The organism is Nocardioides lentus (assembly GCF_039529515.1).
Lineage (GTDB): Bacteria > Actinomycetota > Actinomycetes > Propionibacteriales > Nocardioidaceae > Nocardioides > Nocardioides lentus.
In genome coordinates this window covers 560,653-577,053 of record NZ_BAAAMY010000001.1, presented here as the reverse complement: position 1 = coordinate 577,053, position 16,401 = coordinate 560,653, and the positions used below count along the sequence as shown (strand labels likewise).

13 protein-coding genes are annotated in these 16,401 nt (G+C 74.9%); 10 read left to right on the top strand and 3 right to left on the bottom strand.

Going from position 1 to position 16,401, the window contains the following annotated elements; genetic code table 11:
- Positions 1-154: 154 nt before the first annotated feature.
- From ABD158_RS02800 to ABD158_RS02790, 3 genes are all read right to left on the bottom strand, one after another.
- Complete coding sequence (locus tag ABD158_RS02800; RefSeq protein ID WP_344003395.1) at positions 155-2,116, bottom strand: anthranilate synthase family protein; 1,962 nt, start codon at positions 2,114-2,116, stop codon at positions 155-157.
- 230 nt (positions 2,117-2,346) lie between these two features.
- On the bottom strand, positions 2,347-4,572 hold the full coding sequence (locus tag ABD158_RS02795; protein WP_344003392.1) for a HelD family protein: 2,226 nt from the start codon (positions 4,570-4,572) through the stop codon (positions 2,347-2,349).
- A 68-nt stretch (positions 4,573-4,640) separates the two neighbouring features.
- A complete protein-coding gene (locus ABD158_RS02790) occupies positions 4,641-5,459 on the bottom strand; it encodes an enoyl-CoA hydratase-related protein (protein ID WP_344003388.1) in 819 nt (272 codons plus the stop codon).
- 58 nt (positions 5,460-5,517) lie between these two features.
- Between ABD158_RS02790 and ABD158_RS02785 the strand changes: the two genes are divergently transcribed.
- The 10 genes from ABD158_RS02785 (at position 5,518) to ABD158_RS02740 (ending at position 16,354) form a co-directional block, all read left to right on the top strand.
- Entirely contained in the window at positions 5,518-7,188 is a 1,671-nt protein-coding gene (locus tag ABD158_RS02785; protein WP_344003385.1) for a molybdopterin-dependent oxidoreductase, read from the top strand.
- A 224-nt stretch (positions 7,189-7,412) separates the two neighbouring features.
- Positions 7,413-8,120, top strand: coding sequence for a fasciclin domain-containing protein (locus ABD158_RS02780; protein WP_344003382.1), 708 nt, complete (start codon positions 7,413-7,415; stop codon positions 8,118-8,120).
- Between the two features lie 64 nt (positions 8,121-8,184).
- On the top strand, positions 8,185-8,820 hold the full coding sequence (sigK, locus tag ABD158_RS02775; protein WP_344003380.1) for an ECF RNA polymerase sigma factor SigK: 636 nt from the start codon (positions 8,185-8,187) through the stop codon (positions 8,818-8,820).
- Positions 8,817-9,566, top strand: a complete 750-nt coding sequence (locus ABD158_RS02770) for an anti-sigma factor (protein ID WP_344003377.1) — start codon at positions 8,817-8,819, stop codon at positions 9,564-9,566. Before sigK ends, ABD158_RS02770 begins: the two co-directional genes overlap by 4 nt.
- Positions 9,567-9,601: 35 nt before the next feature.
- Positions 9,602-11,656, top strand: a complete 2,055-nt coding sequence (locus ABD158_RS02765) for an FAD-dependent oxidoreductase (RefSeq protein WP_344003374.1) — start codon at positions 9,602-9,604, stop codon at positions 11,654-11,656.
- Entirely contained in the window at positions 11,653-13,023 is a 1,371-nt protein-coding gene (locus ABD158_RS02760; RefSeq protein WP_344003371.1) for a class I SAM-dependent methyltransferase, read from the top strand. The genes ABD158_RS02765 and ABD158_RS02760 overlap by 4 nt, the downstream gene beginning before the upstream one ends.
- Positions 13,024-13,033: 10 nt before the next feature.
- Positions 13,034-14,365 carry a class I SAM-dependent methyltransferase gene (locus ABD158_RS02755; protein ID WP_344003368.1) on the top strand — a complete coding sequence of 444 codons (1,332 nt, stop codon included), beginning with the start codon at positions 13,034-13,036 and terminating at the stop codon, positions 14,363-14,365.
- A 250-nt stretch (positions 14,366-14,615) separates the two neighbouring features.
- On the top strand, positions 14,616-15,689 hold the full coding sequence (locus tag ABD158_RS02750; RefSeq protein WP_344003365.1) for an NYN domain-containing protein: 1,074 nt from the start codon (positions 14,616-14,618) through the stop codon (positions 15,687-15,689).
- Positions 15,690-15,706: 17 nt separating this feature from the next.
- Positions 15,707-15,976, top strand: a complete 270-nt coding sequence (locus ABD158_RS02745) for a hypothetical protein (protein WP_344003362.1) — start codon at positions 15,707-15,709, stop codon at positions 15,974-15,976.
- A gap of 3 nt (positions 15,977-15,979) precedes the next feature.
- A complete protein-coding gene (locus tag ABD158_RS02740) occupies positions 15,980-16,354 on the top strand; it encodes a hypothetical protein (RefSeq protein WP_344003359.1) in 375 nt (124 codons plus the stop codon).
- Positions 16,355-16,401 lie beyond the last annotated feature (47 nt).

Here is a 16,401-nt window from a genome sequence, read left to right as displayed (position 1 = left end):
GGCACCCGGCGCAGCCACTGCGGCACGCGCCGTGAGGGCTCGGCGTCGACCGTGGTCGACCCCTCGGGCCCCGTCCGCTCCAGCGACGTCATGACTCCACTCTCCTCCGGTGACCCCAGGAGAGCACCTGGAGGAGCCCAGGAATTCCTGTGGATCACCGGGCCCCGGTGCGGGCCTGGTCCGCCAGCAGGTCGCCGACGAGGTCGGCCAGGATCTCGTAGCCGTTCTCGGTGAGGATCGACTCGGCGTGGAACTGGATGCCGGCGTAGTGCGGCCCCCGCAGGACGTGCACGTCGCCCGTGTCCGGCTCCGCCTCGACCCGGACGCCGGGCGGCGGCGCCGGGTGGTCGTCGCCGACGCGGGCCACGAAGGTGTTGTAGAAGCCGACCCGCTCGACCCGGCCGTCGACCTCGACCGGCGACTGGGTGCCCTGGAAGACGATGTCCTTGTAGGCGAGGTCGAGGCCGAGGCGGTGGCAGAGCGTCTGGTGGCCCAGGCAGACCGCCAGGAACGGCCGCCCGGCGGCGAGCACCTCGTCGACCGCGGCCCGCATGCGGGCGATCTTGGGGTCCTCGCCGTCGCGGGGGTCGCCGGGCCCGGGCCCGATGATGACGAGGTCGTCGCCGTCGAGCGCGCCCGCGACGTAGTCCTCGTGGCGCACCACCCGGCTGGTCATGCCGAGCACGGCCAGCACGTGGCGCAGCATCTTGACGAAGTCGTCCTCGCCGTCGAGGACCACCGCGCTGCGCCCGGCCAGCGGCGGGCGACCCGACCCGCCGTCCTGGTCGGTGAGCCAGAACCGCGACAGGCGGCGGTTGCGCACGTTCAGGGCGAGCAGCACGTCCTCGTCGGCGACCAGCTCGGCCACGTCGACCTGCGTCGGCGGCGCCGGCGGCACCAGCCCGAACGCGCTGAGGATCCCGCCGGCCTTGGCGTGGGTCTCCGCGACCTCGTACGCCGGGTCGGAGTCGCGCACGAGCGTCGCGCCCGCGGTGACCGTGAGGGTGCCGTCGAGCCCGACGTCCGCCGTACGGATCACGATGGGGCTGTCGAGGACCGGACCGCCGACCTCGTCGCGGCCGAAGATCGCGAGGGCGGCGCCGTAGTAGCCGCGCCCGCCGGTCTCGTGGGCCTTGATCAGGCGGCAGGCGTTCTCGACGGGGCTGCCGGTGACGGTCGCGGCGTACATGGTGTCGCGCAGCACCTCGCGGGGGTCGCGGTCGGTGCGGCCGGCGAGGAGGTACTCGGTGTGGACGAGACGGCTCATCGGCTTGAGGAACGGGCCGAGGACCTGGCCGCCCTCGCCGCAGACGTCGCACATCATCTTCAGCTCCTCGTCGACGACCATGAAGAGCTCGAAGATCTCCTTGTCGTCGGCGAGGAAGTCCAGCAGCCGGCGCTTCAGCGCGGGGCCGTCGACCGCGGCGTCCGCGGCGCCCGGGGCCCCTGTCGGGAGGCGGAAGGTGCCGCTGATCGGGTTCATCCGCACGTCGCCGCCGTGCACCGAGACGTGGCGCTCGGGGCTGGCGCCGATGAGGTAGCGGTCGCCGGTGAAGAAGACGAAGGTCCAGTAGGCGCCGCGCTCGCGCTCGAGCAGGCCCTTGAAGACCGAGAGCGCGCGGGCGGCGTCCCAGTCGGCGACCCGGGCGCGGTAGTGGCGTCCGAGCACCAGGTTGGCCCCCTCGCCCTGCCCGATCTCGCCGTCGATGACCTGCCGCACGAGCTCGCCGTACGCCGTGTCGTCGACGTCGAACCCGCCGCGGTCGGTGAACTCGAGCGGCACGTCGTCGATCGCCGCGACGACCTCCTCGACGGAGAACTCCAGCTCCGTGGCCACGTCGACGACCACGAGCGGCGTGCCGTCGTCGTGCGCCTCGAACCCGCGCTCGGCGACCTGCCGGAACGGCACCGCGACCAGCCGGTCGGCGATGTGGGCCTCGGTGGGCACGCCGGTCTCGAGCGGCACGTCGAGGATGCTCGCCACCTCGGTGCGGCTGCCGCCGAGCACCCCGACCGTGGCCTTCTCCCCCGCCCGCGTCGAGCGGCGGATGATCGCCCACGCCTCGTGCCCCTGGATCGCGCTGATCGCGGCCCGGGCGTCGAGGTCCTCAGTCATGGCGGCGAGCCTAGTTGCGGGCACGGCCGCCCCCGCCCCCGCCCGCCGTACGCCGAGTCGGCAGCACTTCCCGCCCGCCGTGCGCCGAGTCGGCAGCACTTCCCGCCCGCCGCGCGCCGAGTCGGCAGCACTTCCCACCCGCGCCGGGGACTTCGCGCCGACTCGGCGGGGGCGCCGTGCGCATCCGGGCCGACTCGGCGCCCACAGCGTGCGCAGCCGGGCCGACTCGGCTACGCGGAGACGGTGGTCAGCAGCTGCGTGGCGCGGGTGAGGACGACGTAGAGGGTGGCGCGACCGGTGCTGGACTCGGCCTCGATCTCCTCGGGCGCGACCACGACGATGGCGTCGAACTCCAGGCCCTTGGTCTCGAGCCCCGTGAGCACGACGACGCGGTCGTCCGCCGACGAGCGGCCGGTGGCGGCGGCCGCGCGGGCGCCGGGGGCGTCGTCGGCGAGCTCGGGCCAGGAGGCCAGCCAGCCGTTGACGTCGACGTGGCGGGCCGCCGGCACAACGATCCCGACGGTGCCGGCCACCCGGGAGGCGAGGTCGACGACCACGGACCGGGTGGTCGCCGCGAGGTCCTCGACCCCCGTCAGGACGACCGGCTCCTCCCCGGTCGAGCGCACCGCCCGCGGGAGGTCCGCGTCGAGCCCCACCCGTCCGGCGTACGCCGCGGCGTGGGCGTAGATCTCGGAGGAGTTGCGGTAGTTCGTCGACAGGTGGAAGGAGTGGACGAGCTTCTTCTCCAGCGCCGCGGCACGGGCGGCGGCGGCCTCCTCCGGGGCGGGCCACGACGACTGGGCGGGGTCGCCGACGACGGTCCAGGTCGCCGTGCGGCCGCGGCGGCCGACCATGCGCCACTGCATCGGGGTGAGGTCCTGGGCCTCGTCCACGAGCACGTGGGCGAAGCCGTCGTCGTCGATCGAGCCGGTCGCGGGACGCCAGGGGCGACCCGACGGGGCGTACTCGCGGTCGGAGGCGGTGGTCAGCTCGACCAGGTCGATGCCGCCCTGCTCGGCGGTCAGCAGGTCGTCGGCGTCGTCCTTCGGCGCGGGCACGTCGCCGAGGGCGTAGCGCAGCTCGTCGAGCAGCGGCACGTCCTCGACGGTGAGGGCCTCGCCGGTCACCGGCACCCGGGTGGAGCCCTCGGTGCGGGTCCACGCCTTGTGCAGGAGCCGCTGCTCCTCCTCGCCCAGCACGCCGTCGGCGACACCCGCGAGCACCTCGGGGTCGCGCAGCCAGGCCAGCACCTCCTCGGCGGCCAGCGGCGGCCACCAGGCGGAGGCGAAGTCCACGAACCGGGCGTCGGAGAGCATGTCGTCGTCGAACGCCTCGCGCCCGCGCTCCCGGCCCCGCTCGGAGCGCACCTGGCGCCACAGCGCGTCGAGCAGCATCCCGGCGACGCGGGACAGCTGGCGGTTGCGGCGGCCCTGGTTCATCAGCTGGCGCCGGATCCGACCCAGCTGGCGCCGGTCCAGGCGCAGCCGGTCGTCGCGCCAGAAGATGCCGAACTCCTCCGGCGCCCCGGGCGCGGCCGCCCGGGCGAGCCGCTGCAGCACCTCGGCCATCCGCGAGGAGCCCTTGACGTCGGCCACCGCCGGCTCGTCGTGACGCACGGCGCGGACGCCGTCGACGACCTCGCCGAGCGAGCGCAGCGCGACCGCGGTCTCGCCCAGGGAGGGCAGGACCCGCTCGATGTAGCGCATGAACACGCCGCTGGGCCCGACGACCAGCACGCCGCCGGTCTCGTAGCGGCGGCGGTCGGAGTAGAGCAGGTACGCCGCGCGGTGCAGCGCGACGACCGTCTTGCCGGTGCCGGGACCACCCGAGATCGCGACGACACCCTTGACGGGCGCCCGGATCGCCTTGTCCTGCTCGGCCTGGATGGTGGCCACGATCGAGTGCATGGACCGGTCACGGGCCCGGGACAGCTGGGCCATGAGCGCACCCTCGCCGAGGATCGGCAGCTGCTCGGCGCCCTCGACCTCCGGGTCGAGCAGCTCGTCCTCGACCCCCTCGACCCGGCGCCCGGCGCTGCGCAGCACCCGACGGCGCACCACGCCCGCGGGCTCCGCGGCCGTGGCCTGGTAGAACACCGCGGCGGCCGGGGCGCGCCAGTCGACGAGCAGCGAGTCCCGCTCGGCGTCGCGCAGGCCGATCCGCCCGACGTACCGCGGCTCCTCGCCGAGGGCGACGTCGTCACCCGACGGGCGCAGGTCGAGGCGCCCGAAGACGAGGCCCTCGTGGGCGGCGTCGAGCTCCGCGATGCGGCGGGCCGCATGGTGGACCATCGCGTCCCGCTCCACCAGCCCGCCCTCGTGGCCGAGCCGGGCGCGGTCGTGCCCCTCGCGGGCCAGCTCGCGCGCCGCGCTCGCCGACTCCTCGAGGCGCGCGTAGACGCGCTCGACGAACTGCTGCTCCTGCGCGACCTCGCGCGCAGCGACCTGATCGGACACTCCACCCCCACTGCGCGAGCCGCCCGTCGGACCGGGTCCCCGCGCGTGTGCAAACCGGACGGAGAACCTTATCTCCTGCGCGACAGGAACGCCTGCATCGCCTCTCGCGCAGCGTCCGACCCGAACAGCCGCGCCGAGGTCGCCGCGACCTCGTCCCGGCGGGCGTCGAGGTCGGCCAGCAGCCGCGCGTTGAGCAGCCGCTTGGTCTCGGCCTGCCCCTGCACGGAGCCCGCGAGCAGCGACGCGCACACGGCGTCGGCCCGCGCGGCCAGGTCGTCGCCGGGCACGGCCTCGCTGACCAGCCCGTACGACGCGGCGGCCGCGCCGTCGAACACCTCCCCGTCGAGGAAGGTCCGCGAGGCCCCCCGCGGGGTCATCCGGTGCAGCAGCACCAGCGAGATCACCGCCGGCGCCAGGCCGAGGCGCACCTCGGTCAGCGCGTACGTCGCCTCCACGGCGCTGATCGCGACGTCGCACGCGCCGACGAGCCCGATGCCGCCCGCCCGGACGGGGCCCTGCACGGCGACGACGACGGGGGTGTCCATCGCGACGACCTGGCGCTGCATGTCGACCATCCGCCGGGCGCCCTCCTCCATGCCGCCGGCCACGGCCTCGGAGAGGTCCGCACCCGAGCAGAAGACCCTCCCGGTGGCGCGCAGCAGGACGGCGCGCACCGACGGGTCGGCGTCCGCGGTGGCGAGCGCGTCCAGCAGCTCGGTCACCAGCCGCGCCGAGAGCGCGTTGCGGTTGTGCGGCGAGTCGAGCGTGACGACCGCGAGCCGGGTGTCGACGTCGAGACGCTCGTCCAGCTCACCGGCCGGGCGGTGCTCGAGGTGGACCAGGGGCCCGTCGGGGGTGGTCGGGGCGTCGGCGGATGTGGTGCTCATCGCCCCGCATCCTGCCCGGCACCCCATCCGCGGACCACCCCCGCGACGAACCACGGGCATGAGCTCCTCCGACCCCGCGACCACCACGCCCCGTCGGCGCGCCCGTCCGCGCCGGCTCGGCGGCGCGTTCGCCTTCGCCGGCAGCGGCCTCCTCGCCACGCTGGCGGGGATGTCGGCCGGCCACCTCACCGCCGCCCTCACCGACCCCGCCGACTCGCCCGTCCTCGCGGTCGGCTCCACCGTCATCGACGCGACGCCCACCCCCGTCAAGGAGTGGGCCATCGCGACGTTCGGCAGTGCCGACAAGATCATCCTGGTCGGCAGCGTCGTCGTCGTGACCCTGCTGCTGGCGGCCCTGGCCGGGCTGCTGGCCCGCCGCCGCACCGCGCTGGGGCTCGGCCTGCTGCTGGCGCTCGTCGCCGCCGCGGGTGCGGCCGCCGTGCTGCAGCCCGCCGCCGGCGTCCTCGCCGTCGTCCCCGCCCTGGTCACCGCCGCGGTCGGCGCCGCCGTGCTGCTGTGGCTGGTCCGCGGCCTGCGCGCCCGCGGGGCCGCGACCGTCGGGACCGCCGGGACCGCCGGAGCCGCCCAGACCCCCTCACGCGCCGACGAGGGGGACGGGCCCGACGTCCTCGACGCCGGCGAGCCCGCCTCCCGCCGTACGCCGGTCGGCGCGTCGCGCCGCGGCCTGCTGGTGGGCAGCGGCCTGGTGGCCCTGGCCTCGGTCGCCGCCGCGGGCGCCGGCCAGTGGATCGGCACCGTGCGCACCCGCCTCAGCGACATCGCGCTGCCGACCCCGGCGCGCAGCCCCGACCCGCTCCCGCAGGGCCTCGAGGGCCGGGTCGACGGCCTCTCGCCGTTCCGCACCCCCGAGGCGGACTTCTACCGCGTCGACATCAACCTCGCCGTCCCCGTCGTCGACCAGGACTCCTGGACGCTGACCATCGACGGCGACGTCGACACCGAGGTGACCTTCTCCTACGCCGACCTGCTGGAGATGGAGACCGTCGAGCACGACATCACGCTCACCTGCGTGTCGAACTTCGTCGGCGGCCCCTACGTCGGCTCCGCCCGCTGGCAGGGCATCCCGATCAAGCAGCTGCTCGACCGCGCCGGCATCGACGGCACGGGCGCCGACCAGATCCTGTCGACCTCGGTGGACGGCTTCACCATGAGCACGCCGCTCGAGGTCGCCCTCGACGGGCGCGACACGATGCTGGTGGTCGGGATGAACGGCAACCCGCTGCCGCGCGACCGCGGCTTCCCCGCGCGCCTCGTGACCCCCGGCATCTACGGGTACGTCGGCGCCTGCAAGTGGGTCGAGCGGCTCACGCTCACGACGTACGCCGAGCAGGAGGCGTACTGGACCGAGCGCGACTGGGCGATCGAGGGCCCGATCAAGATCTCCAGCCGTATCGACACCCCCGAGGCGCTCTCGCGCTCCGACGCCGGCCAGATCGCCGTCGCCGGCGTCGCGTGGGCGCAGACGCGGGGCATCGGGAAGGTGCAGGTCCGCGTCGACGGCGGTCCGTGGCGCGACGCCGAGCTCGGCCCCGACGCGGGGGTCGACTACTGGCGCCAGTGGGTCTACCGCTGGGACGCCACCCCGGGCCAGCACTCGCTGGCCTGCCGCGCGGTGGGGGAGGACGGCGAGGTGCAGACCGCCGTCCAGGCCGAGCCCTTCCCCAACGGCGCCAGCGGGATCCAGGAGATCCAGGTCTTCGTCGACTGACCCCGCGACCCCACCCGGTGACGGCGTGGCTCCCGGGCGCCCTGGGCGCCGGGGGGCCACGCCGTCCGTCGTGGACCCGACCTCCGGACGGCCCCGACGACGGATTCTCGACAAATTCCGAACTTCCTCCCATCCGGATCGCGGGCGGCACCGAACGACTCCCGACAGACAAGCCGGTCGGCGGCCTCCCACTCGGTCCGCCGATCAAGACGAAAGGCATCCTCATGCAGCGCACGATCCTCAAGCGGACCGGCGGCGTCGCCGCACTCGCCCTGACGATGTCCCTCGGCCTCGCGGCCTGCGGCAGCGACAGCGACAGCGCGGAGACCGCCGACGACACCTCGAGCGAGTCCGCCGAGACCACCCCCTCGGAGTCCCCCTCCGAGCCCGCCGAGTCCGAGTCGGAGTCCACCGACGCCGAGCCGATGAACTTCGGCGCCGGCTGCGAGGGCGTCCCGACCTCCGGCCCCGGCTCCGTCGACGGCATGGCCGACGACCCGGTCGGCACCGCGGCCTCCAACAACCCGCTGCTCACCACGCTGACCGCCGCCGTGCAGGAGGCCGGCCTGGTCCAGACCCTGAACGGCCTCGAGGCCGCCACGGTCTTCGCGCCCACCGACGACGCCTTCGCCAAGATCCCGCAGGCCGACCTCGACGCGCTGCTGGCCGACAAGGAGGCGCTGACCCAGGTGCTGCTGCACCACGTGGTCCCCGAGCGTCTCGACCCCTCGGACCTGGCCGGTGACCAGGACACCGCGGCCGAGGACGTCGTGACCGTCGAGGGCGAGGGCGAGGAGTTCGAGATCCCCGCCGCCAACGGCGGCGAGCTGGCCACCGTGGTCTGCGGCAACGTGCAGACCGCCAACGCCAACGTCTACGTCATCGACTCGGTCCTCATGCCGGAGATGACCGGCGGCGGCAACGGTCGCTGAGTCCGACCACCGCTGACGCACCACTCGACTGACGGAGGCCGCTGTGATCGGGGATGATCAGACCGTGAGGTCCATCTTCGGCGCGCCGTCCGGCCCGCCCACCCCGGGCGGGCCGGACGGCCGGCGGTCTCCGTCGAGTCGGTCCGGCGAGGCCACCGCGCACCTCGGGGAGCTGCTCCAGCGCTCCTCCCGCGGTGACGAGGGCGCCTTCGCCGAGCTGTACGACGCGACGTCGGCCCGGGTCCACGGGCTCGCAGTGCGCGTCGTCCGGGACCCGGCGCAGGCCGAGGAGGTCACCCAGGAGGCGTACCTCGAGACCTGGCGCACGGCCAGCCGCTTCGACCCCGCGCGGGGCAGCGCGATCTCGTGGCTCATGACGATCGTGCACCGCAAGGCCGTCGACCGGGTCCGCGCCGCGGAGGCCTCCAGCCGCCGCGACGAGACCTACCACCACCGCAACCGCCCGGTGGAGCACGACAGCACCGCCGAGGCGGCGCACAGCTCGATGGAGGCCCACCGGGTGCGCACCGCCCTGGCCTCGCTGACCACGGTGCAGCGTGAGGCCGTGACCCTGGCCTACCTGGGGGGTTACACCCACACCGAGGTCGCCGGCCTGCTCCAGCTGCCGGTCGGCACCGCCAAGACCCGGATCAGGGACGGCCTGATCCGCCTCCGAGACGCGATGGGAGTCGGCCAGTGAACGAGTCGAGTCACCGCCTCGTGGGCGCCTACGCCGCCGACGCCGTCGACGACGCCGAGCGCCACGAGTTCGAGCAGCACCTCGCCGAGTGCGCCGACTGCCGCGAGGAGGTCGCGAGCCTCCAGGAGGCCACCGCCGCGATCACCGAGGCCACCAGCGTCGCCCCCCCGGCCGAGCTCCGCGACCGGGTGCTCGCCCAGATCGCCACCGTGCGGCCCCTGCCGCCCGAGACCGTCACCGCTCACCCCGCCGACGCCGACCACACCGGCTCCGCCGACGTGGTCGCCCTCGCGCCCCGCCGCCGCCGACGCCTGCTGGTCGCGGTCGGCTCGGCCGCCGCCGCGGTCGTCCTCGCCGTCGGGCTGGGCGTCGCCCAGCCCTGGGCCGGCGACCCCGACTCCCCGGTCGACCAGGTGCTGCAGGCCGACGACGCGCTCAGCGCGTCCCTCGACCTCGGCGACGGCGCCCGCGCCACCGTCGTGCACTCCGAGGCCGTCGGCCGCAGCGTCATCGAGACCGAGGACATGCCGCCCCCGCCGGACGGCTCCGTCTACCAGCTCTGGTACCTCGACGGCGGCGACTACGTCTCCGCGGGCCTGATGCCCGCCGGGCGCGACCAGACCGTCGCGCTGCAGGGCGAGTCCCGCGACGTCGACGGTGTCGGCATCACCGTCGAGCCCTCGGGCGGCTCCGAGACCCCCACGTCCGAGCCGATCGCGACGTTCGACTTCGGACCCGCGGCGTGAGCGCGGCGGCTCCCGCCGGCCGCCGACGTGTCGCAGTGGTCGGCAGCGGTGTCGCCGGCCTCACCGCGGCGTACGCGCTGTCCGGCGAGTGCCACGTGACCCTCCTGGAGGCCGACGACCGCCTCGGGGGGCACGCCGACACCCACCTCGTGGGCGTCACCCGACCCGACGGCACCCGGGTCGACGTGCCCGTGGACACCGGCTTCATCGTCCACAACGAGCGGACCTATCCGCACCTGCTGGCCATGTTCGCCGAGCTGGGCGTCACCACGCGGCTGTCCGAGATGTCGATGTCGATCCGTGACGAGCGTCGCGGCCGCGAGTGGGCCGGCGCGCTCGGCGCGGGCGGGGTCTTCCCGACCTGGCGCAACGCCGTCAGCCCGTCGTTCTGGCGGATGCTCGTCGGCATCCCGCGCTTCCACCGCGCGGCCCGGGCGCTGCTCGCGGCGACGGACGGCTCGTCCGCCGCCGAGCAGGGCGACCTGCGGACGCTGCGGGAGTTCCTCGACGACCACGGCTTCGGCGACGACTTCCGCGAGCTGTTCATGGAGCCCCTCGTCGCCGCCGTCTGGTCGACCGACGACGCCCGCGCCCTCGACTACCCGGCCCGCTACCTGTTCGCCTTCCTGCGCCACCACGGCATGCTCCAGGTCTTCGGCTCCCCGCCGTGGCGCACCGTCGTGGGCGGCTCCCGCTCCTACGTCGCCCGGGTCGCCGAGCGGCTCGACGAGGTCCGCACCGGCACCAAGGTCACCGGCCTCCTCGAGACCCCCGCGGGCGTCGAGCTCACCGACGGCAACGGCGCCACCGAGACCTTCGACGCCGTCGTCGTCGCCACGCACCCCCACCAGGCGCTGGCGATGCTCACCGACCCCACCCCGGCGCAGCGCGAGCTGCTGGGCGCGATCACCTACTCGCCCAACACCGCGCGGCTGCACACCGACACCTCGCTGCTGCCGACGCTGCCCCGCGCCCGCGCGTCCTGGAACTACCTGCGCCGCGCCGACGGGCCGCCGGGCGCGGCCGACGAGGTCACCGTCACCTACGACCTGACCCGCCTGATGCGCCTCGACGAGGCGTACGACGTGACCGACCGCCGCTTCCTGGTCACCCTCGGCGGTGCCGACCTCATCGACCCGGCCACGGTGATCGACACGATGGAGTACGAGCACCCGCTCTACACCCCGGAGTCCGTCGCCGCCCAGCAGCGCCTCGACGAGTGCGACTCCGACCGGCTCGCCTTCGCCGGCGCCTACCACGGCTGGGGCTTCCACGAGGACGGCGCCCGCTCGGGCGTCGAGGCCGCCGCCCGCCTCGGTGTCGACCGGACCGCCCGCGTGCGCGGCCGCCGGCCCGCCACCGCCTCCACGTCGCCGCGCACCTACGCCACCACGATCCGCCACACGCGGCGCACCCCGTGGCGGCGCAGCTTCGGTCACCGCTCGCACACCTGGGTCGTCGACCTCGACCACCTCCCCGCCCGCCGTCCCGGCACCGCGCGGGGCCACGCGCTCGGCACCTTCGAGGCGCGCGACCACCTGCACGACCCGGCCCACCCGCACCGCAGCATCAAGGACAACGTCGTCGCGTTCTGCGCGGCCCGCGGCGTCGAGGTCACCGGCCGGGTCCTGATGGCGGCCAACCCGCGCGCCTGGGGCCACTGCTTCAACCCGATCTCCGTGTTCTGGTGCTTCGCCGACGACGGCGCGCAGGTCGGCGTGGTCGTCGAGGTCCACAACACCTACGGCGAGCGCCACTCCTACCTCGTCCACCCCGACGAGCAGGGCCGCGCGAGCACCGACAAGGAGCTCTACGTCTCCCCGTTCCACGGCACGACCGGCCGCTACGAGATCGCCGTGCCGACCCCCACCGAGACCGAGCTGCACGTCGCGGTCTCGCTCACCTCGCCGGAGGGCGAGGACTTCTCCGCGACCCTGACCGGCACGGCCACCCCGGTGCCCGCCTGGCGGGTCGCACCCGTGACACTGCGGCACGCCGCCCTGATCCGGCTGCACGGCGTCACGCTGTGGCTGCGCCGCCTGCCCGTCCGTCCCCGTCCCCCGCACCCCCGACAGGAGGGCGTCGCATGAGCACCCAGTTCGAGCACCGCCCCGACGCCCCGACCGACGCCTCCTCCGGCGCCCGTCCCGCCCCGTCCGTCCCGGACCCCGCCGCCTGGCCGGGCCTCGACCGACCGCCGTCCGGGCCGCGCACCGCGGTGTCGGCCCTCGTCGCCCGTCGGCTGTTCGCGGCCGCGGTGTCCCGCCTGCACGTGACCGTGCACGGCGTCGGCGACCGGCCGCTCGGCCTCGGCGGGCCCGCGATCACCGTGCACCGGCCCGAGGAGTTCTTCGCCCGCTTCGGGCGCGACGCCCTGATCGGCTTCGGCGAGGCCTACCTCACCGGGGCCTGGGGCGAGGGTGCCCCGGGCGCCGGCGCCGAGGGCTCCAGCGAGCTCGGCGACTTCCTCGCCGTGCTCGCCGCCGAGATGCCCACGCTCGTGCCCGCGCCGCTGCAGAGGGCCCGTGCGGCCGTCGTACGCCGGCCGCCGAAGGCGCACGAGAACACCGAGCGCCAGACCCGCGGCAACATCGCGCACCACTACGACCTGTCCAACGACCTGTTCGCCGCGTTCCTCGACCCGACCCTGAGCTACTCCTCGGCGCTGTTCGACGCGCCGCAGGAGCGCGCGGTCGACGGCGTCGGGGAGCTGCTGCGCGCCGGCGACCCGACGCCCGACGCCGACCTCGAGTCCGCGCAGGCCGCCAAGATCGAGCGGCTGCTCGACGTCACCGAGGTCGGGCCCGGCACCCGGGTGCTGGAGATCGGGACCGGCTGGGGCGAGCTCGCGATCCGCGCCGCCGCCCGCGGCGCCTCGGTGCACTCGGTGACGCTGTCGACCGAGCAGCAGGCGCTGGCCCGCCAGCGGATCGAGGCCGCCGGCCACGGCGCCGCGGTCGACGTCGAGCTGTGCGACTACCGCCTGGTCGACGGCACCTACGACGCGGTGCTCTCCGTCGAGATGATCGAGGCGGTGGGCCACGAGTACTGGTCGACGTACTTCCGCACCATCGACCGGGTCCTCGCGCCCGGCGGTCGGGTCGGCATCCAGGCGATCACGATGCCGCACGACCGGATGCTCGCCACCCGTCGCACCTACACGTGGATCAACAAGTACATCTTCCCCGGCGGCTTCCTGCCGTCGGTGCAGGTCCTCGACGAGGTCACCCGCGCCGACACCGACCTGCGCCTGACCGGTCGGCTCTCGATGGGCCGGCACTACGCCGAGACCCTGCGCCAGTGGGACCGCCGCGCCGACGCCGCCGCCGAGGAGGTCCTCGGTCTCGGGTTCGACGAGACGTTCCTGCGGATGTGGCACTTCTACCTGGAGTACTCCCGCGCCGGGTTCGCCTCGGGCTACCTCGACGTCAACCAGCTGCTGTTCACCCGCCCCTGAGAGGGACCCCATGAGCTCGCGCACCACCGCCGGACCCACCGGCCCCACCTCCTCCGGCCCGCTGGCCGACCGCCCGGTCGCCGACCTCCTGGCCTCCGCGCTCGAGCCGTTCGTCGGCGGCGAGCTGCCCGTGCGGCTGCGCGGCTGGGACGGCTCCGAGGCCGGCCCCGTCGGCGCGCCGCTGGTCGAGGTCCGCACCCCCGACGCGCTGCGCCGCCTGCTGTGGGCGCCCGGCGAGCTCGGCGCCGCCCAGGCCTACGTCACCGGCGAGATCGAGGTCCACCACGACCTCGACGACGCCCTGACCCACGTGTGGTCCGTGGCCGCCGAGCGCGGGCTGTCGGGCATCCGGCCCACGCCGCCGACCCTGCTGCACGCCCTGCGCACCGCGCGCGCCCTCGGGGTCGTCGGCCGTGCCCCCGCCGCGCCCGCCTCCCAGGCCAAGCTGACCGGCCGGCTGCACTCCAAGCGTCGCGACCGCCGTGCGATCAGCCACCACTACGACCTGTCGAACGAGTTCTACTCGCTGATCCTCGACCCCCACATGGCTTACTCGTCGGCGTACTTCACGCGCCCCGGCGACGACCCGTCGTACTCGCTGGAGGACGCGCAGGCCGACAAGCTCGACCTGGTCTGCCGCAAGGTCGGGCTCCGGCCCGGCATGCGGTTCCTCGACGTCGGCTGCGGCTGGGGCTCGCTCTCGCTGTACGCCGCCGAGCACTTCGGCGCGCAGGTCGTCGGCGTGACGATCGCCGCGGAGCAGAAGAAGTTCATCGACGCCCGGATCGCCGAGCGCGGCCTGGCCGACCGGGTCGAGATCCGGCTGCAGGACTACCGCGAGGTCCCGGAGACCGACTTCGACGCCGTCGCGAGCCTCGAGATGGGCGAGCACGTCGGCCAGGGCAACTACCCGACGTACGCCGAGGTGCTGCGGCGCGCGGTCAAGCCGGGCGGACGTGTGCTGGTGCAGCAGATGTCGCGCTCCGGCGGCCGCAACGGCCACCCCGGCGGCGGACCGTTCATCGAGTCCTTCATCGCCCCCGACATGCACATGCGACCCGTCGGCGAGACGGTCGCGCTGCTCGAGGCCGGGGGCCTGGAGGTCCGCGACGTCCACGGCATGCGCGAGCACTACGTGTGGACCGTCGACCGCTGGCTCGAGACCTTCGAGAAGAACGCCGCCCGCCTCACCGAGCTCGTCGGCGAGGAGGTCGTCCGCGTCTGGCGCCTCTACCTCGTCGGCGGCCGCATGGCCTTCCGCGACGGCCGCATGGGCGTCGACCAGATCCTCATGGTCCGCCCCGGCGCCGACCACACCCTCCCGCGGGTGCGGGAGTTCTGAGGGCGGCCGGACCCCGCTCCCGGGCCCAGCTCCCGGACCCCGCTGCCGGGTAGTCCCTGACGTTCCGACCCCCCACGAGGCCCGATCACGGCCACGACGTCAGGGACCATCCCGCCCGCCGAATCCCGGGCCCCGGTGCCGGGTAGTCCCTGACGTTCTGACCCCCCACGAGGCCCGATCACGGCCACGACGTCAGGGACTACCCCGGGGGACGGGGGCCGACGGGGCAGGTTCTGGGAGAGTGGGCGCAATGAGCACTGCGATCGAAGAGCTGCCCGGCCGCGTCGCGGTGTACGTCGACTTCGAGAACCTCGTCATCAGCCTGTACGACGCGACGCACGGCGAGGGCGCCTGGCGCCGCGACGACGCCCGCAAGCGCGCCACGCCCGCGATCGTGGACAAGCTGGAGTCGGCGCGCCTCGACCTCGACGCGATCATCGACTACGCCGCCTCGATGGGCGTCGTGACCATCTGCCGGGCCTACTGCGACTGGACCGTGCCCGCGTTCGCGGCGTACGGCCGGGCGCTGACGCGCCGCTCGGTCGACCTCGTGCAGATGTTCCCGATGTCGGGCTCCAAGAACGGCGCCGACATCCGGCTCGCCGTCGACGCGCTGGAGGACCTCGAGCGGTTCCCCTACCTGACCCACCTGATGGTCGCGGCCGGCGACTCCGACTACGTCCCGCTCGCCCAGAAGGCCCGCCGCCTCGACCGCCGCGTCATCGGCGTGGGCGTCGCCGGGTCGGTCGGGCGCTACTGGGAGCTGGCCTGCGACGAGTTCCGCCAGTACGACGTGCTGGTCACCCTCGACGACGACGACGACGACGACGACACCGCCGACGAGGCGACGGACGAGACGGCCGGATCGGGGACCGAGCCCGCGGCCGACGGGTCGACGCCCGACGCCGCCGACGCCCCCGCCGAGGGCACGAAGCCGCAGGTCACCCGCCGCCGCCGCGGCGCCCGGAAGTCGGCCGAGGGGACCCCCGGGGAGACCACGGGTCAGGTCGCCGAGGAGCCTGCCGAGGAGGACTCCCCCGCACAGGGCTCCGCCCGCGGCCGTCGCTCCGACGACCCCGCCCGCACCGCTCGCAAGCTGCTGCTGCGCGCCCTCAAGCTGGGCCACGAGCAGCGCACCGACGACTGGGTGCCGCTGTCCATGGTCAAGACCCTGATGCTGCGCCTGGCCCCCGACTTCTCCGAGCGCGCGATCGGCTTCCCGACGTTCAGCGCCTTCGTGGAGTCGCACCGCGAGATCGTCATGTACGACACCGACCACAACGCCGCCCGCCTCGCCTCGATGGGCAAGCCCCGCAAGGGTTGAGCGACTAGCCTCCCGCCATGGCGACCATGACGCCCCGCGAGGCCGCGGACTACCGGACCCGGGCGTTCCTCGGCTGGGGCGCCGCGCTCCTGGGGCTCGCGCTCGTCCTCTGGATCCTTCGCGGGCTCTACGCTCCCGGCCCCGTCGGGGACTCGAACGACGCGACGATCTACGGCGTGCTCACCCTGGTGGCCCTCGCCCCGGGCGCCGTGCTGACGTTCGTCGGCCTGGTGGCCGTCGGCGTCCGCCTCGGGCTCGCGGCGCACGGCGTCGAGCCGCGGGACTGAGCCGTGCGCGTCGCGCCGGCCGCCGTCCTGCTGGTCCTCACCGGGCTGGTCGCGGGCTGTGGCGGCGGCGACGACGGGACCGACGACCGGCGTCCCGACGACTGCGCCGCCCGCCTCGGGCTCGACGGCGACGTGTACGAGCCGCTCGGCCGGCCGCCGCAGGGCGCCGGCGTCGGCCGGGCCGACCGCGCCGAGGTGCTGGGCTGCGAGGACGAGGTCGTCGCGGAGGTCGCCGTACGGCGGCTGCCCCCGCGCGGCGCGACCGAGCTGCTCGCCGTGCGCTCGGGTCCCTACCGCGGCTTCTACCTCCGCGAGGACGCGGCGCCGAGCCCGGTGCCGCTCCCCCCGCCGTCCGCGACCGCCCCCGACCCCGGGTAGTCCCCCACGACGATGCCGCCGGCGGGGCCCTGCGGCCGTTTCGTGGG